18 protein-coding genes and 1 riboswitch are annotated in these 22,379 nt (G+C 44.5%); of the genes, 8 read left to right on the forward strand and 10 right to left on the reverse strand.

Annotated features, from left to right (window positions below; all coding sequences use genetic code 11):
* Positions 1–13: 13 nt before the first annotated feature.
* Positions 14–1,627 (reverse strand): serine hydrolase, encoded by a 1,614-nt coding sequence (locus QK890_RS11395; protein ID WP_005821486.1) that lies wholly within the window; start codon positions 1,625–1,627, stop codon positions 14–16.
* A gap of 393 nt (positions 1,628–2,020) precedes the next feature.
* Here QK890_RS11395 and QK890_RS11400 point away from each other — a divergent pair, with 393 nt between their 5' ends.
* The gene (locus tag QK890_RS11400; protein ID WP_005782753.1) at positions 2,021–2,692 is read left to right on the forward strand and encodes an isochorismatase family protein; all 672 of its coding nucleotides are present in this window, start codon (positions 2,021–2,023) and stop codon (positions 2,690–2,692) included.
* 183 nt (positions 2,693–2,875) lie between these two features.
* Here the strand turns inward: QK890_RS11400 and QK890_RS11405 are convergent, their stop codons facing one another.
* The 5 genes from QK890_RS11405 to accC form a co-directional block, all read right to left on the reverse strand.
* Positions 2,876–3,790, reverse strand: coding sequence for a YncE family protein (locus QK890_RS11405; RefSeq protein ID WP_367627342.1), 915 nt, complete (start codon positions 3,788–3,790; stop codon positions 2,876–2,878).
* A 213-nt stretch (positions 3,791–4,003) separates the two neighbouring features.
* Positions 4,004–4,888 (reverse strand): AraC family transcriptional regulator, encoded by an 885-nt coding sequence (locus tag QK890_RS11410; protein WP_005821482.1) that lies wholly within the window; start codon positions 4,886–4,888, stop codon positions 4,004–4,006.
* A gap of 138 nt (positions 4,889–5,026) precedes the next feature.
* On the reverse strand, positions 5,027–6,562 hold the full coding sequence (locus tag QK890_RS11415; protein WP_005782746.1) for an acyl-CoA carboxylase subunit beta: 1,536 nt from the start codon (positions 6,560–6,562) through the stop codon (positions 5,027–5,029).
* 17 nt (positions 6,563–6,579) lie between these two features.
* Positions 6,580–7,080 (reverse strand): acetyl-CoA carboxylase biotin carboxyl carrier protein subunit, encoded by a 501-nt coding sequence (locus tag QK890_RS11420; protein ID WP_005782744.1) that lies wholly within the window; start codon positions 7,078–7,080, stop codon positions 6,580–6,582.
* A 6-nt stretch (positions 7,081–7,086) separates the two neighbouring features.
* Positions 7,087–8,601: an acetyl-CoA carboxylase biotin carboxylase subunit gene (accC, locus tag QK890_RS11425; RefSeq protein WP_005808006.1), complete on the reverse strand. Its 1,515-nt coding sequence runs from the start codon at positions 8,599–8,601 to the stop codon at positions 7,087–7,089.
* A gap of 138 nt (positions 8,602–8,739) precedes the next feature.
* Positions 8,740–8,954, reverse strand: a riboswitch (cobalamin riboswitch).
* 179 nt (positions 8,955–9,133) lie between these two features.
* On the opposite strand from accC, the gene QK890_RS11430 reads away from it, so the two are divergent.
* Both QK890_RS11430 and QK890_RS11435 read left to right on the forward strand, forming a co-directional pair.
* Positions 9,134–11,392, forward strand: coding sequence for a cation:proton antiporter (locus QK890_RS11430; protein ID WP_032539504.1), 2,259 nt, complete (start codon positions 9,134–9,136; stop codon positions 11,390–11,392).
* 752 nt (positions 11,393–12,144) lie between these two features.
* Complete coding sequence (locus QK890_RS11435; protein WP_032539503.1) at positions 12,145–13,356, forward strand: peroxiredoxin; 1,212 nt, start codon at positions 12,145–12,147, stop codon at positions 13,354–13,356.
* 23 nt (positions 13,357–13,379) lie between these two features.
* Here the strand turns inward: QK890_RS11435 and pncB are convergent, their stop codons facing one another.
* From pncB to QK890_RS11455, 4 genes are all read right to left on the reverse strand, one after another.
* Complete coding sequence (pncB, locus tag QK890_RS11440; protein WP_005782737.1) at positions 13,380–14,546, reverse strand: nicotinate phosphoribosyltransferase; 1,167 nt, start codon at positions 14,544–14,546, stop codon at positions 13,380–13,382.
* A gap of 98 nt (positions 14,547–14,644) precedes the next feature.
* Entirely contained in the window at positions 14,645–15,622 is a 978-nt protein-coding gene (locus tag QK890_RS11445) for a hypothetical protein (protein WP_022011574.1), read from the reverse strand.
* Positions 15,623–15,738: 116 nt separating this feature from the next.
* Positions 15,739–16,341 carry a TetR/AcrR family transcriptional regulator gene (locus QK890_RS11450; protein WP_005807998.1) on the reverse strand — a complete coding sequence of 201 codons (603 nt, stop codon included), beginning with the start codon at positions 16,339–16,341 and terminating at the stop codon, positions 15,739–15,741.
* Positions 16,342–16,481: 140 nt separating this feature from the next.
* A complete protein-coding gene (locus QK890_RS11455) occupies positions 16,482–17,261 on the reverse strand; it encodes an SDR family NAD(P)-dependent oxidoreductase (protein WP_005821471.1) in 780 nt (259 codons plus the stop codon).
* Positions 17,262–18,501: 1,240 nt separating this feature from the next.
* Here QK890_RS11455 and QK890_RS11460 point away from each other — a divergent pair.
* The 5 genes from QK890_RS11460 (at position 18,502) to QK890_RS11480 (ending at position 22,375) form a co-directional block, all read left to right on the forward strand.
* Complete coding sequence (locus QK890_RS11460) at positions 18,502–18,822, forward strand: helix-turn-helix domain-containing protein (protein WP_009291750.1); 321 nt, start codon at positions 18,502–18,504, stop codon at positions 18,820–18,822.
* A 3-nt stretch (positions 18,823–18,825) separates the two neighbouring features.
* Complete coding sequence (locus QK890_RS11465; protein WP_129644155.1) at positions 18,826–20,091, forward strand: type II toxin-antitoxin system HipA family toxin; 1,266 nt, start codon at positions 18,826–18,828, stop codon at positions 20,089–20,091.
* A 78-nt stretch (positions 20,092–20,169) separates the two neighbouring features.
* Entirely contained in the window at positions 20,170–21,297 is a 1,128-nt protein-coding gene (locus QK890_RS11470) for a hypothetical protein (protein WP_009291752.1), read from the forward strand.
* 22 nt (positions 21,298–21,319) lie between these two features.
* Complete coding sequence (locus QK890_RS11475) at positions 21,320–21,481, forward strand: hypothetical protein (protein WP_367627343.1); 162 nt, start codon at positions 21,320–21,322, stop codon at positions 21,479–21,481.
* Positions 21,482–22,153: 672 nt separating this feature from the next.
* Positions 22,154–22,375 carry a helix-turn-helix domain-containing protein gene (locus QK890_RS11480; protein WP_009291754.1) on the forward strand — a complete coding sequence of 74 codons (222 nt, stop codon included), beginning with the start codon at positions 22,154–22,156 and terminating at the stop codon, positions 22,373–22,375.
* Positions 22,376–22,379: the final 4 nt, after the last annotated feature.

Here is a 22,379-nt window from a genome sequence, read left to right on the forward strand (position 1 = left end):
CTCGGGCATGGAGTCAATACACGCTTGCCCCCTTAATCACGATCTTTTCCAGCAATTCCTGCATCTTTCCGATCACCGGTTCCGCTTCCAGCCCGTATTCGGCCGCCATCACCTGCATCTGTGGGAAAGTGGCCCATACACTGCCGTTCTTATCCTCCCAAACGGAGATCTTCAGCGGCAATTCGATCGAGATGCTCGGATTGTCCTGCATCAGCTTTGTGCCCACTTTCGGCGAACCGAAGACGATCACTTGGTTCGGGCGAAGCGTCAAGCCTACCTCTTCTGCGTTCTTTCCGTGGTCGAATTTGGCGAAGACAGGGATTCCCATTGCCCGGAGCGTCTGCTCGATGCGTCCCATGGTCTCGTCTACGCTGAACTGGCTCTCGTAGGTGTACAGTAGGTTGTCGTTGGCTCCCGTGCCCATCTTGGCGCTGTCGAAAGCGGCGGCAATGCGGCGTCCCAGGTTCGTCAGGTCCACTCCCTCTTTATTGGCGAGCAGGGTGACGCATACCAGTTCCGAAGCGTCGGTGAAACGGCTCAGGAAAGCCGAATGTCCCGATACGTCGCCTTTGATGTCCATCAGCCCGTTGTGGTTATAGAACTGCCAGCCTGCCATGGCGGGGACCACCTTGCCGTTGGCCAGCCGGGTGGGCTTGTACACGATGTCACGGTTTTCCGGTTTCTCGATCAAGGCGCTTCCCGCCAGTCCGATGTCCCAATGGGAAACGTTCTCTGCCGATGCCCAGATGTCGGAGAAACCTTTCAGTGCCGTAGGGCTGACAGCAGGCGCTGCGACGAGCCGGCCGTCTTTTTCAACGTATCCGGTCGTTGTTTCCGAGGGGTTGATATAGTCCCGGTCCTTCTTGAATGTTTGGTGCACGTTGCCCGTAGTGGTCACGTCCTCCTGTTTTACTTTCGCCAGGTCTTCTCCGAAGAAAGTCTGCCGCAGTCCCAGGTAGTCAATCTGATACTTCTTCACGAAATCGTGGTAAGGCATTTTGCCCGCCTTCTCGATGATGGAAGTCAGCAGCAGGAAGTTCGTGGCGCTCTGCTTCACATCCGTTCCCGGTTCGAAGGCCAGTGGCAGTGCGGCTACGGTCTCGATCAACTGTTCCGGACGATAATCGGCAGAGACGTCGAAACCCTTCTGCGCGCGGTAGTCGGCGATGCCCGAGCTGTGCTGCATCAACTGGAGGATGCTGACCGGTTTCCAGCTTTCCGGCACATCCTTCAGGTACTTGCCGACGGGGTCGTTCAGGTCGAGTTTGCCCCGTTCGTAGAGTTGCATCACCGCCACGGCAGCATATCCTTGCGAGATAGGGCCGATGGGCCAAAGCGTCTTGGCGGCGGCGAGGTTTCCTTTCGTGAAATCAGTCACTCCGTAGCCCACCACCCGGGGGATGTAAGGCGCCTGTACGATGGCAAGCGTCATGCCCGGTATTCCCTGTTCTTCCATAAAATCGTAAATCATCTGGTCGATGGCCTTGCCTTGGTAGGCAACGTGCACATTTCCCCTGCCGGCTTGCGGCAATTGGTTCTCATACTTCTTCATAATGGTTCCTCCGTTCTGTGCCGAGATCGTTGCCGAAGTCAGCAGTGCGACTAAAATTAATAAATTCTTTTTCATAACGTTCGCGGGATTGTTTTAGTTGTTTAAATCTGATGTTGCAAAGATCGGTGCTTATCGCTGCTCGGGAAAGAGCGATATCACACATTGAATAGGCAATTGTTCCCGAAGGCGGGGAAGAGTGGCGTTTCCACTCTCTAAAACCTGTTTGTTATAAGACTTTTATATATAAATAGGTATCTCCGTTTCCTCTTCTGATCCATTTTCTTTCCTCATAGGGTAAGATAGCATGATTTTCTTCTTATTCGGGAAGAATTGCTAACTTATCCGGCCATATGGCCCTTTCCTGTCCTGTGTGGAATGCCGATCTTTGCAAAGTCGGAAAACAAGCGGTACACCGACGCCGCACCCTGAGCTAAAAGGAGTATAAACGTCTAAAAACAAAAAAAGATTATGGAAGGTATCAACACCCCGTTCGTCATCGACGGACACACAGCGATTGTAATGACAGACCCGCAGAACGATTTCCTGAGCGAGAACGGTCTGGGCTGGGGCGCTTTCGGAGAGAATATACAGAAGAATGGCACGGTGGAAAACCTCCGCCGCATCTTCGAGGTGGCAGCCGCAAAAGGCATGCTGGTATTCATCTCCCCGCACTATTACTATAAGCATGATCACCAATGGCTTTTCGAAGGTCCCATCGAGAAATTGATGCACGACACGGGCATGTTCGAACGCCGGGGACAGTTGACCGGCGAGGGTTTCGAAGGTTCGGGTGCCGACTGGCTGGAACTCTACAAACCCTATATCGACGGGGGCACGAATATCATCGTCACGGCACCCCACAAACTGTACGGGCCGGAAAACAATGACCTGATTCTTCAACTCCGCAAGCGTGGGGTGAACAAGGTAGTGGTGTGCGGCATGTCCGGCAACCTCTGCGCGGAGTCCCATCTGCGCGAGTTGCAGGAACGCGGATTCGAGGCAGCCGTCGTCTTTGACGCCACGGCCTCTGCCAAGCTCCCCGGACTGGACGCCGATACGGCAGCGTTCATCAACTTCACCCTGCTGGCAGAGAAGGTCTACACCACCGACGAGTTCGTGGCAGAGATGCGGGAGCGGTGAGCGCGGGGTTATATAGACCGTTAATCGGGGGGGCTCTCTGAACGGAGTTCCTGAAAGGATAATCATCCCGAAAACGGCCTTCCGATAGACGGAAGATTCCCTTATCTCAACTTTCTCAATGGATGGGAAAAGCTGGGATAAGGGAATTCTTAGTATAAGTAATGACGGATTATGAACCGAATCTTACATTGGATAAACGATGACCCTGCTGTTGGGCAGGTCCGGAATATACATCGTTCCGGAGGCTACCGTGATATCTGCCGGGCCGGACAGCGGTTTCTCTGGGTTAATGTCGAGTGGCGTGATCTTTCGGGTATTCATGTCGACGGCACAAACTTGTGCGGGTGTCCAGTTGGTGATGTACATCGTTTTCTTGTCGGCAGAGAGGGCGATACCGTCATATTGTCCCGGGGTGGTGATGAACTTCTCCGGAACGGGTTTGCTCAGGTCGGTAATCTGATAGATGACATTGTTGTCCGTTGTCTTCCCGTCAGCGGGATAAGAGGCGACGTACATGGTTCCGTTTTCGATAATTAGCCCGTTAGGTCCGGCGATGCTCACCCATTCGGCAGGAATCCCTACTGCGCCCGGGTCACTGATGTCGATGCTGAAGATTTTTCCTGTATTGGTGACAGAAGCATAAAGTGTATTCCCTTCCGCCACGAGGTCGTTTACGAAAAGGTTGCCTTCGGGCAGCAGGACGACTTGCGGTGCTTTCTCCGGTGCTTGTAGGTTGTAGACTACGATTTTGTTGATGTCGCAGATGAACAGGTGCTCGTCACGAACAAACATTCCTTTCGGTCCGGAGAGGTTGCCGTCGGCAGGAATCAGGATTTCCGTCCGGTTATCTTTATGGTAGGCGATGTATCCCCTGCCTTCCGTGTTGAGTGGATTGAGCTGCTCCGTTCCGAAGTTGGCGATCAGGATACCTCCCTGATAGGGGTACGTGCTTTCGCAGAAACGAATGCTGTCACTGATGATCGTTGTTTCCGGTTGCTGTGCCTTTTCCGTCGGCTGGTTTTGTTTTTTGCTTTGGCAACACAGAGCGGTAGCCGAGAAGGTGATCAATAGGATGGGAGTAAAGAATTTAGTTTTCATAAGCTGATCTTGTATTTCATAAGATGAATTTCATGCAGCAAAGATACAGGCAAATAGAGAACGGGTTGTTGCCCGTTTGGTTCAGTCTCCGGTCTGTTTGGTTCAGGGTACGTTTACGAATGCTTCGTTCCGGCAGCTTCCCACACCTTATATATAGGTCTTCGATCATCTCCATTTCTCACTTCTCGTCCATCGTTCATCGCTTTTCGCCCATCATTCATCATTCCTCCCCCTATATTCAGTAGGTGTCATCTGATATTGCTCTTTAAAGAGCCGGGCAAAGTGTGCCGCACTTACAAATCCGCTCGCGTCCGTTACTTCTTCGATCGTTTTGTCCGACGTGTCGAGCAGATAAGCAGCGCGTTCCAGTTTTTTTCTGCGTATCCATCCGCGGGGAGCTTCACCATATTCCTGGGCAAATTCCCGCTTAAAGCTCGACAGGCTTCTGCCGGAAAGCATAGCCAGTTCGTTGACGGTGGCTGGGGAATACAAATGCCGGTCGAGCACGGCTGACAGTGCCGGGCTTTCGCTTCGTGCCGCATCCAGGAGGAAGGAAGCTATTAGTTGCCGGTAAGGACTGTCCAGAAGCAGGTATACCAGTTCGGTAAATTTCAGCCGGATCAGTTCGCACATAAACGGACTCTTACTCTTGCTGTATTCCTCCAACGAAGAAAACAGTTTCTCTATTTCCCGGTTGTGGGGAATGATCTTTATGGCTTCTCTTTTTGTCGGCATCCTTTCCGATATACGTTCCGGCAAACATCCGCTCAGTTGTTCGGCCAGTCCTTGCGCAACCCGTTTGCTGAAAAACAACATCAGGCTGCGGAACCCATGTTCGCCGGTAATGTATTCCGACATCACGTACTCTCCCCTTGGTATCAGAAACAGTTCTCCGGGGCGGATGTCAAACTGATTGCTCCCTACCTTGATCTGCTTCACCCCGGAGAGGATGTATACCAGGGCATGGTGCGTCAGGAAAGCGTCGAAGTTTTCCTGTGTGGTAGAGTTGACGTATTGGAGCAGGCGTATGTTCTTGTTTTCACCCGGCTGTGCCGGACGGAGAATGTCATCGGGGACGAAAAGGCGCTTAGTGGGCATAAGATGAAAGGTTTTGGAGTTAGCTGACGCAAATATAGGATAAAACTTCCTGAAAAATGCGGGGAGACGGGCGAAATCTTGTTCCGGTCGCCTTGCCCCGCGCATATACCCTCTCTCTGCTTGGTCCGCCTGCTGTGCCTACAGCGGCATGTTTCCGTGTTTCTTCGGCGGATTCGTCTGCATTTTGTTTTCCGTCATCTCCAATGCCTGTATCAAGCGTTTACGGGTTTGCTTCGGCAGGATGATCTCGTCGATGAATCCCAGTTCGGCAGCCTGGTATGGAGTGGCAAACTTCTCTTTGTAGGCATCCAGTTCTTTAGCTTTGCTCTCTGCGTCCGCCTTGCGGAACAGGATGTTTACGGCTCCCTCGGCACCCATCACGGCAATTTCCGCACTCGGGTAGGCAAAGTTCACGTCCGCCCCCGTCTGCTTGGAGTTCATCACGATGTAAGCGCCACCATAGGCCTTGCGGGTGATCACAGTCAGCTTGGGCACTGTGGCCTCGGCAAAGGCATACACTATTTTGGCACCGTGGCGGATGATGCCGTTGTTCTCCTGCGTATATCCCGGCAGGAAGCCCGGAACGTCTTCGAACGTAATCAGAGGAATGTTGAAACAGTCGCAGAAGCGGATGAAACGGCTTGCCTTGTCGCTGGCATCGATGTCGAGCACACCCGCCAGGTATGCCGGCTGGTTGGCCACGATACCTACCGAGCGTCCGGCTAAGCGGGCAAAACCGATGATGATGTTTTTGGCAAAGTTCTGCATCACTTCAAAGAAGTAGCCCTCGTCAACAACCCGTTCGATGATCTCTTTCATATCATACGGTATGTTCGGGTCGGCGGGGATAATGCTGCCGAGTGATGCATCTTCGCGGTTGATGTCATCGGTGCAGTTCTGCTTGCGCGTTTCGTCCATATTGTTTTGCGGGAGGAAGGAGAGCAGCTCGCGGATCGACATCAGCAATTCTTCCTCGGTGTTTGCTATGAAATGCGTTACACCACTCTTGCTGCTGTGCGTCATGGCACCGCCCAGTTCTTCTTTGCTGACTTCTTCGTGGATCACCGTCTTTACCACATCCGGTCCGGTGACGAACATATGGCTTTTCTCCTTCACCATAAAGATGAAATCCGTCAGTGCCGGAGAGTAGCAGGCACCTCCGGCGCATGGACCGAGGATAGCCGAAATCTGCGGGATCACGCCGCTTGCCATCGTGTTCTGGTAAAAGATGTCGGCATAGCCCGACAGGCTTTCGATTCCTTCCTGGATACGTGCACCGCCCGAGTCGTTCAGTGCGATGATCGGCGCGCCATTCTTCAAAGCCAGTTGTTGTACCTTGACTATCTTCTTGGCATTCGATGCCGAGAGTGAACCACCGTAAACGGTGAAGTCGTAAGCGTAGACAAACACTTGACGGCCGTCGATCTTTCCGTAACCCGACACCACACCGTCGCCCGGAACCTTGTTACGGTCCATGCCATAGTTGGTGCAGCGGTGCACCATCAGCTTGTCAAGTTCCACAAATGTTCCCTTGTCCAGTAACATATCGATGCGTTCGCGGGCAGTCATCTTTCCGCTCGCATGTTGTATTTCAATCTTGGCAGCGCCTCCGCCTTGGGAAGCGATACGGTCACGCTCTTCGAACGTGGCATAGGCTTTATTTACTTCTTCCATTGTCTTTCTATTATTCGTTATTCTAACGTTATCAGCGTCTGGTCTCCGGCGATATTATCACCTTCCTGTACCAGAATCTCTTTAATCCGGCAGTCCGAAGTCACCTTGTAGTTACTCTGCATCTTCATCGCTTCGATGACGATGACAGTTTCTCCGGCTTTCATCTCCTGTCCCACACTGACGGGGATTTTCACTACCTTGCCCGGCATGGGCGAAATGATGCGGTCGTTCTGTGTTTCTTCACCTTTCTTGCGCATCCGCAGATATTTTGCCTGACTGTCCACAATCTCGACATTGAAACTGCTGTAGTGTGTATTCACTTTGTAACTCTTTCCGTTCTCTTTGCGAATCAGTTGGGCGTTGGAGCTGCGTCCGTCCATCAGGATGTTGCAATTCCCGTTCTCTGCCATGACAACGTCCGCTTCGAACGTTTTTCCGTCGATGGTGAGTACCACTTTGTTATCTTCTTTGCTGACCAGTTCTATCTCGGCCACGCGATTCCCTATATGTATTTCCATACTCTTCTATATTCTTAATACCCCTTTGTGCAGTCCGAATTCTTTCCATTTGCTGATCGGGCGGTTGTCCGCAGCCAGTCCGCTGTTATTCTCCTCCAGGTTCATCAGGTAATCCATGTAAGCGGCGATCAGTGCGATGTTCTCTGCACGTTCGCTGGTACGGGTGATGCAGTGTTGGAGCACTTCCCCGTTTTTGCTGATGAATCCCGTATCGTAATGCCCTTCCACAAAGTCGGGAGTATCCATGATGGCGCGCAGATAACTGATGTTGTTCTTTACTCCTGTCAGCTTATATTCGTGGAGTACACGGCGCATTCGTTCGATGGCGTATTCGCGTGTGGTTGCCCATACAATCAGCTTGCCGATCATCGGGTCATAATAAATCGGAATCTCGTAACCTTCGTATACATAGCTGTCGATGCGCACCCCGATGCCGTTTGGCTCCGTAATCTGCTTGATGACACCCGGGCTGGGCATGAAGTTCATTTCTGTATCTTCTGCGCAGATGCGGCATTCGATGGCATGTCCGCGTTGCTGGATATCTTCCTGTTTCAGTTGCAACACCTGTCCTTCGGCCACTTTAATCTGCTCTTTCACTAAATCTACGCCGACTACCTCTTCGGTAATCGGATGTTCCACTTGCAGGCGCGTGTTCATTTCCAGGAAGTAATAGTTGCGGTGCTTGTCCACCAGAAATTCGATGGTTCCCGCTCCGACATAGTTCACGGCTTTGGCGGCGGCCACTGCTTTTTCTCCCATATCCCGGCGTAGTTCAGGAGTGACGAACACCGAAGGGCTCTCTTCCACAATCTTCTGGTTGCGGCGTTGCACCGAACATTCACGTTCGCACAGATGAATCACGTTGCCATGCTTGTCGCCCAGAATCTGGAACTCAATGTGATGCGGTTCTTCTACAAATTTCTCCAGGTAAACCGTGTCGTCGCCGAATGACGAAAGTGATTCGCTCTTGGCGGTTGTGTAGGCCTCTTCCACTTCATCTGCACGATGAATCAGCCGCATACCCTTTCCACCACCTCCCATCGAGGCTTTCAGCATTACCGGATAACCGATTTGATTGCAGAGTTCTACCGCTTCTTCAAGGCTCTTCAGGTTTTCTTGAGTACCCGGAACCACCGGTACACCGGCTTCTATCATCTTGATACGTGCCGAAATCTTATCTCCCATCGCCTCCATGGTTTCCGGGTCCGGACCGATGAAGATGATCCCCTCTTCACGACAACGACGGGCAAAGGTTGCATTTTCGGACAAGAACCCGTATCCCGGGTGGATGGCGTCTGCGCGGCACGACTTTGCCACTTCGATAATCTTTTCTATATTCAGATAACTCTCTTTCGATGCTGCCGGGCCGATGCAGTAAGCTTCGTCGGCATAGAGCACATGCTTCGCTGTTCGGTCCGCTTCCGAGAAAACGGCAATGCTCGTTATTTCCATCTCCCGGCAGGAGCGCATCACCCTCACGGCTATTTCGCCGCGGTTGGCGACTAAGATTCTTTTAATCATATTCATTTCTCAATTAAATGGAATACACATATTCATGCTTTCCACCCTGCGGACATGAGTCCACCCGATGAAAACACAGTATTTCTACGATTTGGGGCTTAACAACGATGCTTTCTTTCCTAACCCACGAGGTAAAAAAGCTCTTATTCATTGAATGGCAGGTCTTCTGACTGACTCTACATCTTATCGGACCTTCCCGACGTTTCTTTTTCCGTCAGTGGTTTGTAATTGGTTTATTGATAAGATGTTATATAGAGCTTCACAGCAGCGGGACTGTCCGGGATTTACACCCGATTCCCTTTTAATCTTCGTCCGTTGACCACGGATTCCGAACCAATTCGGGGACAAATATAGAGAAATATTGGATAGAGTGGATACTTTTTGCACGAAAAGTTCAATTTTGTGCAATGACCAACGGCGCTTTGTTTCAAAATAAATGTCATATAGACGAAACACAAATAGACTGTCGATTGTTCTTTTTTACAAATAAAAGAGCATAAACGGAATGAATTACTAACGAAATATACATGCCATGTCACACTTACCTACCTTAATTGCCGACCTTGCCCTAATACTGATGTCCGCAAGTATCATTACTCTTTTGTTCAAATGGTTGAAACAACCCTTGGTACTGGGATATATCGTCGCCGGATTATTGGCGGGACCTTACGTGCAGATTTTCCCGACTGTAGGTGATATTGAGAACATCAATATCTGGGCTGAGATAGGAGTTGTTTTTTTACTTTTCGCCCTTGGGTTGGAGTTTAGTTTTAAGAAATTAATAAATGTCGGGTCAGCTGCCTTTATCACGGCAACCACCGAAGTTATCAGCATGTTGCTGATCGGTTATATGGTAGGACATCTGCTAGGCTGGAGCACAATGAATTCTATTTTTCTGGGGGGGATGTTGTCCATGTCGTCAACAACGATTATTATCAAAGCGTTTGATGATCTCGGCTTACGTAACCAACGCTTCACGGGTGTTGTATTCGGGACATTGGTAGTTGAAGATCTGATCGCTATCCTGATGATGGTCATCCTTTCTACAATGGCAGTGAGTAAGGAGTTTGTAGGTGAAGAGCTGTTGATGAGTGTGTTGAAGGTTGTTTTCTTTCTGATCCTATGGTTCCTGATTGGGATATTTATCCTTCCGTTCTTTTTGAAAAAAGCAAAACGGCTGATGAATAACGAAACCTTACTGATCGTTTCGCTGGGACTTTGTCTGGGAATGGTTGTGTTGGCTACCCGTACAGGATTCTCGGCTGCACTGGGTGCTTTCATTATGGGATCTATCCTTGCCGAGACGGTTGAGGCCGAACACATAGAACATATCATCCAGCCGGTGAAAGATCTTTTCGGAGCTATTTTCTTTGTCTCTGTCGGTATGTTGGTCAATCCGGCTGTCTTGGTGCAGTATGGCTGGCCGGTGGTCATCATTACTTTGGTAACTCTTGTGGGTAAATCCATATTTTCTTCATTGGGAGTTTTATTATCCGGTGAACCGTTGAAGGTTTCCGTCAAGTCAGGATTCAGCCTTGCCCAGATAGGAGAGTTCGCTTTCATTATCGCAGGGCTGGGGGCTTCACTCAAAGTACTGGATAGTTTTATCCCTCCGATTATTGTTGCGGTATCGGTGATTACTACATTCACAACTCCTTATTTCATCCGGTTGGCAAATCCGTTTGCCGAATGGCTTTATAAAATACTTCCGCCTAAAACCAGGAAAAGTCTGGATCGCTATGCTTCCGGTAAGAAGACGGTCAATCATGACAGCGATTGGAAGCGGTTGTTGAAGACGATTGTCGGAAGAGTGATTATCTATAGTGTCCTTCTCACGGCGATTTGGTTATTGTCTGTGCAAACCGTTTATCCCACGATAAACGAGATGTTCGATGCTCCCGGGCGATGGGTAAACATAGGGATGTGTCTGGTCACACTTCTGTTGATGACACCTTTCCTGTGGGCACTTGTTTCAGATAAGTATAATTCCCCGGATGTATTTTTAAAGTTGTGGAATGATGATAATTACAATCACGGACGGTTGGTCGCGCTGATTTTGTTTCGTGTGTCGGTTGCCGTCTTTTTCATTGCAGGGGTCGTTATCAGTTACTTCAGCCTCAATTATGGGATAGGCATTGTGATAGCCGTTGCCGTATTGGCATTGATTCTTATTTTCAGGGAGAACCTCACGCAATATTCGCATCTGGAAACACACTTCCTGACCAATCTGAACGGAAGGGAAGAAGCTGCCCGCAAACGTTATCCTCTGAAAAGTCGTTTTAACAGTGAGTTTAATGACAAAGATGTTGAGCTGACTTCCGTTTGGGTGTCTCCTTATTCGTCTTATATCGGTCAGTCATTGGATGAACTCCCTTTCAGGCGGGAGTTTGGTGTCAATATAGTAAGTATTGTCAGAGGGGAGCGGAGAATATACATTCCACAAAGTTCCGAACGAATTTATCCGCAGGATAAGTTAGTAGTGGTCGGAACAGGCGGACAGCTGCAAGAGTTCCGGACGGAACTTGAGAACAGACAGGATTTGCCGGATGAAAAGAACATAAAACAAGATGTGACGCTTCATTCATTCACGGTAGATGAAGATTTTCCGTTTCTGAACAAAAGCATTGCCCAGTCCCGGTTAGGAAAAAGATATGATAGTCTCGTCGTAGCCCTTGAACGAGAGGGTGAATTGGTTCCGGTGAATCAGGCTATAGTTTTCCAATTGGGAGATTTGGTTTGGGTGGTAGGAGACAGGGAGAAGATCAGGCAGTTTTTGGTGCGGAAGAAGTAAGAGTGGTAAAGAGCAGAGGAAAGGAAAACGGCTGAGGCGAAAATTTGCATTTTGACAGATACACAATGAAGTATCATTCTGTATTTTCAATACGGTCTGTATTCGTTTCTTTCCGGCCTCGTTTGCGACTGCTTCCGAAAAGACTCTTATTTTCCCATCAGACAGAATCAAAATGATGTGATTTTACCTTTTTATCAAGCATATGGTTGGTGATCCTTGTTTTTAGACATCTTCTGTCGTTGTAGGTCGGATTGAACCTTTAAAATGATAGTTGACACATATCCCTTCTGAAGCCTCCGATAATTTCAGGAAACTTGTATTTTACGCCTTCTTTTTGCGTTATTAACTTCTTTCGGACAAAAGATTAGCTTCTTCCGAACAAAAGACTAACTTCTTTTCGGGAAAACACTTACTTCTTTTTGGAAAAGAGTAAGGTCTTTTGTTATATGAAATAGCATATTTACTCAATATGATGCAACTTTCTGTATGTAAATGTCATATCTATGCGTTGTATTCTTCTGCTGCACCGGTTTTTAATATAAAGTGTGTTGTTCAAAAAGGGAAAATAGTTTCTTTTTGATATTAAAATAGAGATATATGCATCTGTTTGTTTTTAGGCTTTTAAAACTCTGACTTTCTATGAAAAGTTAGTAGATACTATAATATTATTATTAAGTATAAAAGTTAAGATGCCGGTTGTTGATTTCTACTTTCATTGGCTATATTTGTGTATGTCTAAAATATAAAGTACTATGAAGTCCATTTTATTATCTGTTATTTCATTCTTATTAGTCATGAATGTCTGTGGTAAGAATGATGTGGATATGAGAACTTATTTGAAAAAAGTTCTAAGTAATCTTGATAAGGTAGAATCAGCTTCTTATCATGAACAATCTCAGTCCTGGCAACCCGGTGATACGACTGCTATAACTAATTCTTTTCGGTTTATTAAAGAATACACTAATCCTTCTGATTCGACTATCGGTGCAAGTTATGTGGCTCTTAACGCCAAAGATACGACGCGATTTGAATTTGGTTATGATGGAAAAGTGAAAATGATAAGTTTTCATGAGCATAAAGGGATTATGATCGATGATTTCACGACCAGAAAACTTCCTTTCAGGTTGGTGGGTCCTCCGTTTTTCTGTTACAGCCGGAATATCATCGGATATGCTTTGAGTACGGGGGATAGCATCACAACCGAATGGAAGGATTTAGGAGAAGCGTATTACTTCAAGTTGGTGATACATGAAGACAGACAGGTTGAATTTTTTGGAAAAGCGTACTACATACCGAAGCCTCCTTTTGACTTGGGGGACCCGACCTCGATTTACGAACTGTGGATTAATAAATCGGATGATTTGCCTTATAAAGTCCGCAGGGAAATGTCGCATCAGATTTCTGCCAATATATGTTCGGATATAGTGTTGAATCAATTGTCGATAGCCGATTTTAACTTATATGATTATTTGCCCCAAGACTATGAAATCCGCAAGTATGGTGAGAAAGGAAAGACTACCCAACTTTCGGCAAGAGAACTTATAGGGAAGAAAGCTCCCGACTGGATGTTGAAAGATATGTACGAGAATCCGGTGTCATTATCTAATCTTAAGAGTAAAGTGCTTTTAGTGAATCTGACCGGTATCGGATGCGGTGCTTGTCATGCATCCATTCCCTTTCTGAACGGGCTGAAAGAGAAGTTCAATGCCGATGAATTTGAAGTGGTTTCTATAGAAACCTGGGGACGCAAACCTCATTCGCTGTGGACTTATGCGGATAAGAACCAGATAAACTATAGATTCTTATGTGGTGATGAAGGCATTGTCAAGTCATACCGGACATATGGCGCAGCACCTTTCTTCTTTATATTAGATCAGGACCGCGTGGTCAGAAAAGTCATTCAGGGATATGGAATGGAGAAAACCGATAAAGAGATAACGGACGCTATCAAAGCATTGTTATGATGAAATGTATTTGCGGTTGGAGTTTATTCCAGCCGCAAATCGTATAAACAGGCACGTACCTCTTCCGGGCTGCCGATATGTTTCCCTATGTCATCTGATAGCTTCACGCATTCGCGCCATTCCTGATTCAGGTTCATCTTGCACTGCGATAGCTTCATGACGATGTTTGATGGCTTGAATCCGGTATCATTAGTCAGGTTTGTGCCGATACCGAATGAACAGCGGATTTTTCCCCGGCAATACTCCTGAATGTCCAGTGCTTTGTCAAAGTCCAGTGCATTGCTGAATACGATTGTCTTGGTAGTCGAGTCAATGCCTAACTCTTTGTAACGGGCAGTCAATCGGTCGATAAACCTGAATTCATCGCCTGAGTCACATCTTACACCATCAAACAATTTGGCTTGTTTACGACTCAGGTTGCTTAAAAAGATGGCAGATGTATAGGTGTCGGACAAGGCGATGCCGAGGTCCCCGTCGTATACATTTACCCAATTTTCAAGAGCCATGTAATTGGCGTGTTTATAACCGAATTGTGCTCCATGAAACATGAACCATTCATGCGGATGTGTACCCATGGGTTTCATGCCGTATTTCATGGCGAAATGGCAGTTGGAGGTGCCGATGCAATAGCGGGCTGTTTGTCTCAGGTGTCCGATGACTTGATCCTGCACGTCGAATGAGAAGCGTCTCCGTGTTCCGAATTCAGAGAAAAACAGTTGATGCTTGTTAGACAGTTCTGCCTTTTCGGATAGTTTACACAAGATATCTCCCATACTGGCGATATTGCCGGATGATTGATTCTTTATCTCGGAAACGATGGCAAGTAAAGGTACTTCATAAAGCGTTGCCTTATAAAGGTAATCACTGATCTCTATGTGGAGGTGTCGATTTTCGTCCAAACGGACTTCTATTTTTTCCGGTTGGAAACGGAAAGAAGAGAGCCATTCCCAATAGACTCTGGGGAGGAAACGGCAGTTCTTCACCATGTACTCCAGTTCTTCTCCAGTCAGTGCTACATGCGATAAGCGACTGATTTCAGTTTTCAGTCTTTCTACAAACTCGTCGCTGTATTCAGTTTCATCCCTGTCTTTGAAACTGAAAGTGCCCATCGCATACGGGAATAGTTTAATGTAAGCATACGAGGTAGTGAATTTGTAAAGGTCTGTATCGAGTATGGTACGAATAATCATTGGATTCTTTTAATTGGTAAAACGATATTTCAGATTTAAAATGTAGGGCGAAGATACTAACAATTGTCCAAAGGTTTAGGTTTTATAAAAGGAAGTTTTTAGGGCATCAGCACTTCATGAAGATTTTTTCTTGGCGAGTAGGGCATTGGACTGCTATATCCCATACGGAGTAAAACACACGGTATTTCAGTTTTTTTATTGTTTAGCAGTTCTCTTTGCATTTGTTCAGAGAGGATTTCCACTTCGCATGGCTGATTGATAAAAGCGGTGGACACACCGATTTCCGTTGTTTTCAGCAGAAAGCACTCTAAAGATCTTCCCAGATTAATCCAATCTTTCGGAGTATCTTTCTCGGCACAGAACAGCATGATGTGTGAAGACGATCGGAGCTTTTTTTCATCACTTTTATTTTGTATGTTGGGAGTCAGACAAGCATTCATGATGCGGCGAGATAACCATTGTGGTAAGTTAGGTGCACCAAAAACGGCATAACTTAAACCATCTTTAGTCGATTCTGCATGCTTCTTATTGAATCTCATCCAGTTTTTCAACTCATTCTTGAAGTGGAAGTCGGTCATCTGGATTGTATTTCCCCTCAGAACATAGTAACGAACTTTGTCGAACTCAGGCGTTCCGATTTTCCAGCAATGGAGGTGTACTGTTGCTGCTTTCGGTATTGAAAGCAACTTGTGTATCATTTCTTCCGGAATCAGTTGTCCTGTATATATACTTCTGTTGGTTTGCCGCTTGCCAATTTGTACAATGATAGAAGAAGGGGTAATTACGCCTGCATTGGGCTGGAGTTTTACTGTGATATTTCCATTATCTGCAATGTTTACTTGGGCTGAATATCCTTTAGTTTGTGCAGCCAGGCACAAATTTTCAGTTGCACATCCCAGGGAGATGAACATTTCACGCCGGTTTCCATCTACAATTGATAGTGTTTTAGTTTTATCCGGATGAATCTCAATACCTGCTTCTACGATACGAAATAACCAAGGTTGGGTGTTATGTCCCGAAGGAGCTTTAGTGGCTTGTTCTATCATGAATAGATAGTCATCTGTTATTGTTTCCATAATTAATAGGTCGATCTGAGATCATTATTGCTGTATTCTATTATATCTTTATTGCATCCGTTGAGTAATATTGCCAGTATGCAAATTCCAATCGTTATCATCTTTTTCATTTTTTGTTATTGCTTTTCTAACCATAGGTCCACTAATATGTTGATTCCGTCTTCCAGTTCTTTCCAACCGCTCTCTTCCTGAAGTTTGAGACCATTGAAGGTAGAACAGTTTTCTTCCAGCAACGTGAGATAACTGATGGCTGCTGTAATGATAGTGGCAAGGGCTGCTATTTCTTTTTGCGGGTGTTTTGACAGTTTGCTTACAGCATCTATCAGCCAAATGCCTTTGGCTTCTCTTTTCTCGCGGAGGTCTTTTATAAAATTGTTGTCTGACGTGAGTTCCCATCTGTATAGCCGTTTCAAAGTGTAGCTTTTTCGCATTATTATGATTTGTTTCCGGAACATCTCTTTGATGAATTCACCAAGGTGGTTTTTATCCGGTAGTGCTCCGTCAAAGTTAATCCAATAATCATGTTGGCCGATATATGCTGCTATCAGACCTTCTAAAGAGTTGAAATAACGGTAGATCAACATTTTTGATACTCCTGCTTTTGCTGCTACTGCATTGATGCCTAATCCTTCGAAACCTTTCTCTTCGATTAATTCGTCTACTGCTTTGATGAGGATTAGCTCTGTTACCTGTCTGTTTTTGATAAACTCTTTTTCCATGGCTTTATATTATTGTTACTGATCGGTCACAAAAATATGTTTCTTATCGGTAACATCGAGAGGAAAAGAGAAATATTTTTCCCAAACAGCATTTTTCTACTGTTTGGGATATAATATGTTTGGGGTAAAAGGAGAATCTTTTATGCCAGGTTTACCGTTGGATTGTGTATGGTCAGCCCGCCGTCTACTACTATTGTTTGCCCGGTAATGTATCGTGCGTCTTCGGAAGCCAGAAAAGCAATTGTTGCGGCGATGTCTTGCGGTTCTCCTAAATATGGTGTCGCACATTGTCCGAGAAATACGTTCCGTATATCTTCATTCAGGTTGTTTAATGCTGCAGGTGTGAGAATCAGTCCCGGGGCTACAGCATTGCATCGTATGTTTTTCTTTCCTGTTTGTGTCGCAATGTATTTGGTCAGATTGATGACTCCTGCTTTGCTTGCTCCATAAAGAGTGCCGTTCGCATCAGCTGTAATTCCACTGACTGAGGCTACGTTCACAATATTGCCACCGCCATGTGCGTTCATTATGGGGATAACCAGTTGGGACAGGTACATGGTACAAGATAAATTAAGATGGAAAGCTTCGTCGAAGTAATCCATGTCCAGTGTCTCAATGTCGGTATCCCGTTTAGGATTTGTACCTCCTACGTTGTTTACCAATACATCTACCTGCCCGTATTCTTTTATGGCAAAGGCGATCAACTCTTTGCAACTCTGCAATTCTGTTGCAGAAAAATAGATCGGGCGTACATCTGCTCCTAAAGCATTGAGTTCGGTAGCAAGTTGTTCTGCTCTTTCTTTTGAATGGTCGGCTATAACAACTTTCCCACCTTCGGATACAATGCGGCGTGTGGTTGCTTCGCCAATTCCACCGGCAGCGCCCGTGATAACAGCTGTTTTATTTTCAAATCTGTTCATATAGGAGTGTTTTTGAAGATTATTATCCTCAAAAACAGTTTATTGGGGAATTTGTTATCCGAATAAACCCTCTTTAGCACCATTTGCCTGACTTTAGCATCTATGTATCTTCTATTTCGCTAAATCTTTATAAGTCTGTTAAATGTTAACAAAAGAAAGGCTAAATGTTAACATCATGGCTCTTCTATTAAACCATGTTATAAGATATCCTGTTTTGCTTTGCAAATTTGCAAAATTACCAGAAGTCCGTATCTTTGCAATGTGTTTTTCATAGTATTAGATTTAAGGTTAACAAAAGATTGGCTGTCTGGGATAGATAGCCTTTTTTTATTGCCATATAGAAGTGGTTAGCATTAAAATACTTATTATTAAATTATTGGTGAATAGGGAATTAACCGGGTAAAAGGCAGGGATAAACAAAATAGTGGATAACCTCTATTCTAATGTAAGCTGTTATGTAGGCAAAAATTAGCCTACATAAGTTTTGGTACAATCTCAAACTATCGTTACTAATAAGGATTAATTGCTTTTTATCGGCTTCTATTTGCCCGATGCAGCATACATAGCTGCCTGAATGATAGATTGTTGCAATTTAATCGGTAGAAAAGTTGTTTTTGAGACCTCTGAGACTTGTTTTTGAGGCTGTTTTACACTCTTTTCTTAATGAATCAGAACCATGAGGAAGTTTTGCATCCTCAATGAAGCTCACCTATCTTCTATCCGACTACAAAGGTATAAAATTCCGTGATGTTTTCGCCAAGAATGTCAACTAAATGCAAGATATTCTCATGGATAATGTTTGCTGACCAAAAGAGTAAAAATTGGTTGAAGCCTTTTCCCTTTTCTTCCCTTTGCTTGACTTAACTTTATTGCCCGTGTATATTATAACGGTCATTAAAGTCAAGTTGCTGGTGTGAAGTCATATCTTTTTCTTTTGGCAAGCAAAATAGTTCTTTGATATGATGAGTGTATGAGTAATAATTTGCATCTATATTACGAATAATATATTGTTTGTAGATAGGTGTATATAGCACTTACAAACCAAATTATGACATTTAGTCTTTGGAGTTTCTGCTCAAAAAGAGTTATGTGCATGGTTAATTATTTAATGACGTGCATTTTCTATGTACAACACATCATTAAATAAATAAAAAGTATTACTTTTGCATATTATATGATAGGTTGATTATGACAAAGTCATCGACATAGTCGTTTTGTACCTTAAAATAGATAACAAAATATGTCAAAGAATACAATGGGAACCAAACTTCCCCGAAAATTGGAGCAAAAGATGCAGATTGTAGGCGAGCAGATTAAGCTAGCTCGTTTACGTAGGAATCTGAGTGTGGCTCAGGTTGCTGAACGTGCCACCTGTTCACCGCTTACTGTGTCCCGAATAGAAAAAGGGATTCCTACTGTTGCAATAGGGATCTATCTACGTGTTTTGTACGCATTGCAACTTGACGATGATATTCTATTGCTTGCCAAAGAAGATAAAATGGGAAAAGCTTTGCAAGATTTGAGTTTGAAAACAAGAGAACGTGCATCCAAGAAAGGATAATCTATGAAAAAGTTGTATGTATATGCCGATTTCGATTGGCTCAAAGAAATGGAACTCATTGGCGAACTAGGCTATGAGTCTCTTCGTGGTGCGGACAGCTATAGTTTTACGTTCAATAATGAATGGTTAAGGCAGCACAGCGATTTGTTTTTGAGTGACGACCTAAATAATTACCCGGGACAACAATATACACAACCGGACAAGGATATATTCGGATGTTTTTCCGATGCTTTACCGGATCGTTGGGGACGTACTTTGTTGTTGCGTCGTGAGCAAATTGCAGCTGCGGAAGAAAAACGACTAGTACGGAGATTGTCATCCTTCGATTTCTTGACTGGTATCGATGATTTCTCCCGAATGGGTGGATTCCGTTTTAAGGAAGACCTCAATGGCGAATTTATCAATGTGAGTGAATCATTGAAAATTCCACCTTTGACGGATATTCGGGAACTGATTGCGGCCAGTGCCGAGATAGAGAAATGTGAAGAAAACAATATGCTCCCTGATAGGAAATGGATTGCACAACTTGTGCAACCGGGAACGTCATTAGGAGGTGCAAGGCCTAAAGCCAATGTTGTAGATACAGATAAGGTTCTTTATGTGGCCAAGTTTCCATCGCGCAAGGATGACTATGATGTTGGGCTTTGGGAGCATTTCAGTCATTTGCTTGCCACAAAAGCAGGGATAAACGCTGCAAAAACCAAAGTGCTGGCAACTGGAGAGAAATATCATACATTGCTGTCACAACGCTTCGATAGAACCCAAGAAGGAAAACGCATTCATTTTGCATCTGCCATGACCTTATTGGGGCTGAGTGATGGTGACAATGCAACTACCGGGCATGGCTATCTGGATATAGTCGACTTTATTATTCAGAGCTGTACCGATGTGGAACGAAACCTACAGGAACTATACCGTCGTGTGGCTTTCAATATATGCATAGGCAATAGTGACGACCATTTCCGCAATCATGGTTTCCTTTTGACTGCAAAAGGTTGGACACTTTCTCCTGCATACGACATGAACCCCACTTTGAATGAGTATCAAAGTCTGCTGGTTTCATCAACCTCTAATAAAGCAGAGCTGAGTATTTTGCTGGATGCTTGCGAAGGCTACATGCTAAACCGTAAAACAGCAGAAAAGATTCTTTCGGAGGTGATTGAAGCTGTAAAAGGATGGCGCGAATTGGCAACACGATTAGGAATTTCCAAGAGAGAGATGGATGTGTTTGCCGGAGTGTTGGATGCAAGGTGGAACGATTGCGTTTGATTTACAGGAATAGAATATTGTTGGTAAACTGTTGCTGTCCATGCTTTTATAGGGCGGTGATGGATAAATTTTATTTATATGAAAAAATCAGATATATTTTGGCAGACATATTTGAGTCTCGAAAAAGAGTTCATTAATGTTTCTAATTTCATATTTATAACGGATGAAATTACAACTCATGAGAATGGTAAAGAAATTACTAAACCATGTAATTCCCAATTGGAGACGTTTTCACCCCATATAGCAGATTTACTTATACGATGCTGTGTCCAAATAGAAGCAATTTCTAAGGAACTGTATTATGACAATGGCGGGTCAAAACCACGTGGAGATAAAAGCTTGTTTTTTGATGAGGATTGCTTAAAACTTATTGATATAAAATGGGCGATACATGATAAACGAGTTTTGGTTGTTGCTCCATTCTTCAATTTGACCAAAGAAGAAAATCTAGTTCTAAGACCATTAAAGAATGCCCATAAAAGAGCTGGTACATTTTGGGAAAAAGCATATCAAGCTGTAAAACATGATAGATTTGCTTCTCTCAAAGATGGCAATATAAAAGCTCTTTTACATTCGATGGCTGCGCTTTATCTATTAAACTTATACTATAGAAATGACTCTTGGATTGTTAAATATCAAGAATTATCCAAGAGTGATTTTAGTATGGGGTCTTCAATCTTTGCAGTGAAACAACCAGAGGTTGGTCAATTATGGTATGGCAATACCCCAACCATAAGTGAAAGCCCTTATGTCGTAAGATACCAAGCAGAAGATTACAAACGAATTGAGGCAATGCAAAAAGCCGATAATGAAGCATTAAATCATTATTGGCAGCAACAGCCAGAAATCAGGGAGCCTGAGTTTTTGGCAATACTTGCATCAGAAAGGAAAAAACAAGAATTGGATCCTACTCATAGAATCTTATATCTTTGGGAGTTGGGTATTTATCGATTAAAAAAAATGTTACCCACAAATCTGCCGTTTGAGGAAAGAAAAGAAAAATTTATCAAGAGCGAGGCTTGGAATTGTTGGGTAAATCAACATAACATTCATTTAAATCCTGAAGAAATAACGGAAAATAATATTGATGAGGAGATTAAGAATGTCGGTAGGCGATGGGGCATGGATATAGAAAAGCAGTATAATACCATGAGTTGGATTCATTTAGCGATGAATGGTGCTATATGTAAAGTATATATACCATGATTCATTTTAAATTGAACGCTACATGTTAAAGTTCCTGTGTCGTGAGTTGTCGACATTGGGTGTTAAAGAACCGCAATACCATTTCGTTGCCTTTATCATGAAAGCAATTGTTTGCGTGAAGGTTTTGGAGAAGGGACAAGAAACTAACATTCCGACCAAAAGAGATCAGCAAACGACCAGTTAGGGCATGACAATGGCATAACTGGGGCGCAATAGGGGCATAACAAGATACTTTCTCTATAGCAGAAAACCCTCATTAGTATTTCTACATTAGCGAAGCAATGCGAAGTTTCGGAGAAAGCAATGAGGGTAACACTGGAGCGCATGAAAGTAGGGAATGTTATAAAACGAGTTGTGGTAAGTTTTTTGGGACATTGGGAAATCCTTTTATCAACATCTAAGGAAACAAAATAATATGAATTATGGCAAAGAAAGCAACAAATAGGAAAGATGGCAACACGATTTGGAATTTCCAAGAGAGATGAATCTTTTGCCGGAGTGTTGGAGGGGCGATGTAAGGTGGAATAATTGTTTTGGTGTGCCAAATCACCAAGTAAAAATGCGCCAAATTGCCAAGCGACACGAGGTAGAGGGTTGATTTATATGTAGTTGAGCTATAGGGTGTGGGCGAACTTTGTATTATGCTGTGCGAACATAATGTTTGTGCAGCATAATTTTTTTTGAAAGGTGAAATTCATTGATGGAACGGATAAAAACGATACATGTGTTCTTTTGCATATCTTTATGCCAACTGTAGTCATTCCTTTAAACGATGTTTTTGTTGCTTATCTACTTGGTTATATGGGAAATTAAATGTATCTTTGTTTGCAATATAACGAGTATAATTTGAATACTGATGTCGAACAATCAACAAATAATGATGAATAGGATTAAGGCAGTACTGGCTGAAAGGCAACGAACCAATAGATGGTTGGCAACTCAAATGGGCAAATCAGAGAACACAATTTCAAGATGGTGTTCCAATAAGTCGCAGCCCTCTATTGCCCAACTGCAAGAGATAGCAAAATGGTTGGATGTTGACGTCAGAACACTAATCACACCCACTAAAGAACAGTAAGAGA

It is taken from the genome of Bacteroides sp. NGMCC 1.200775, from assembly GCF_040798045.1.
Taxonomy (GTDB): domain Bacteria; phylum Bacteroidota; class Bacteroidia; order Bacteroidales; family Bacteroidaceae; genus Bacteroides; species Bacteroides hominis.

What these genes read in the sequence shown, in the direction of transcription:
- QK890_RS11430 (WP_032539504.1), top strand. Translation starts at nt 9,134, where the DNA reads ATGTCACACTTACCTACCTTAATTGCCGACCTTGCCCTAATACTGATG.
- QK890_RS11405 (WP_367627342.1), bottom strand. Translation starts at nt 3,790, where the DNA reads ATGAAAACTAAATTCTTTACTCCCATCCTATTGATCACCTTCTCGGCT.
- QK890_RS11465 (WP_129644155.1), top strand. Translation starts at nt 18,826, where the DNA reads ATGAAAAAGTTGTATGTATATGCCGATTTCGATTGGCTCAAAGAAATG.
- QK890_RS11450 (WP_005807998.1), bottom strand. Translation starts at nt 16,341, where the DNA reads ATGGAAAAAGAGTTTATCAAAAACAGACAGGTAACAGAGCTAATCCTC.
- QK890_RS11460 (WP_009291750.1), top strand. Translation starts at nt 18,502, where the DNA reads ATGTCAAAGAATACAATGGGAACCAAACTTCCCCGAAAATTGGAGCAA.
- accC (WP_005808006.1), bottom strand. Translation starts at nt 8,601, where the DNA reads ATGATTAAAAGAATCTTAGTCGCCAACCGCGGCGAAATAGCCGTGAGG.
- QK890_RS11475 (WP_367627343.1), top strand. Translation starts at nt 21,320, where the DNA reads ATGTTAAAGTTCCTGTGTCGTGAGTTGTCGACATTGGGTGTTAAAGAA.
- QK890_RS11445 (WP_022011574.1), bottom strand. Translation starts at nt 15,622, where the DNA reads ATGGAAACAATAACAGATGACTATCTATTCATGATAGAACAAGCCACT.
- QK890_RS11395 (WP_005821486.1), bottom strand. Translation starts at nt 1,627, where the DNA reads ATGAAAAAGAATTTATTAATTTTAGTCGCACTGCTGACTTCGGCAACG.
- pncB (WP_005782737.1), bottom strand. Translation starts at nt 14,546, where the DNA reads ATGATTATTCGTACCATACTCGATACAGACCTTTACAAATTCACTACC.
- QK890_RS11410 (WP_005821482.1), bottom strand. Translation starts at nt 4,888, where the DNA reads ATGCCCACTAAGCGCCTTTTCGTCCCCGATGACATTCTCCGTCCGGCA.
- QK890_RS11435 (WP_032539503.1), top strand. Translation starts at nt 12,145, where the DNA reads ATGAAGTCCATTTTATTATCTGTTATTTCATTCTTATTAGTCATGAAT.
- QK890_RS11455 (WP_005821471.1), bottom strand. Translation starts at nt 17,261, where the DNA reads ATGAACAGATTTGAAAATAAAACAGCTGTTATCACGGGCGCTGCCGGT.
- QK890_RS11420 (WP_005782744.1), bottom strand. Translation starts at nt 7,080, where the DNA reads ATGGAAATACATATAGGGAATCGCGTGGCCGAGATAGAACTGGTCAGC.
- QK890_RS11470 (WP_009291752.1), top strand. Translation starts at nt 20,170, where the DNA reads ATGAAAAAATCAGATATATTTTGGCAGACATATTTGAGTCTCGAAAAA.
- QK890_RS11480 (WP_009291754.1), top strand. Translation starts at nt 22,154, where the DNA reads ATGTCGAACAATCAACAAATAATGATGAATAGGATTAAGGCAGTACTG.
- QK890_RS11400 (WP_005782753.1), top strand. Translation starts at nt 2,021, where the DNA reads ATGGAAGGTATCAACACCCCGTTCGTCATCGACGGACACACAGCGATT.
- QK890_RS11415 (WP_005782746.1), bottom strand. Translation starts at nt 6,562, where the DNA reads ATGGAAGAAGTAAATAAAGCCTATGCCACGTTCGAAGAGCGTGACCGT.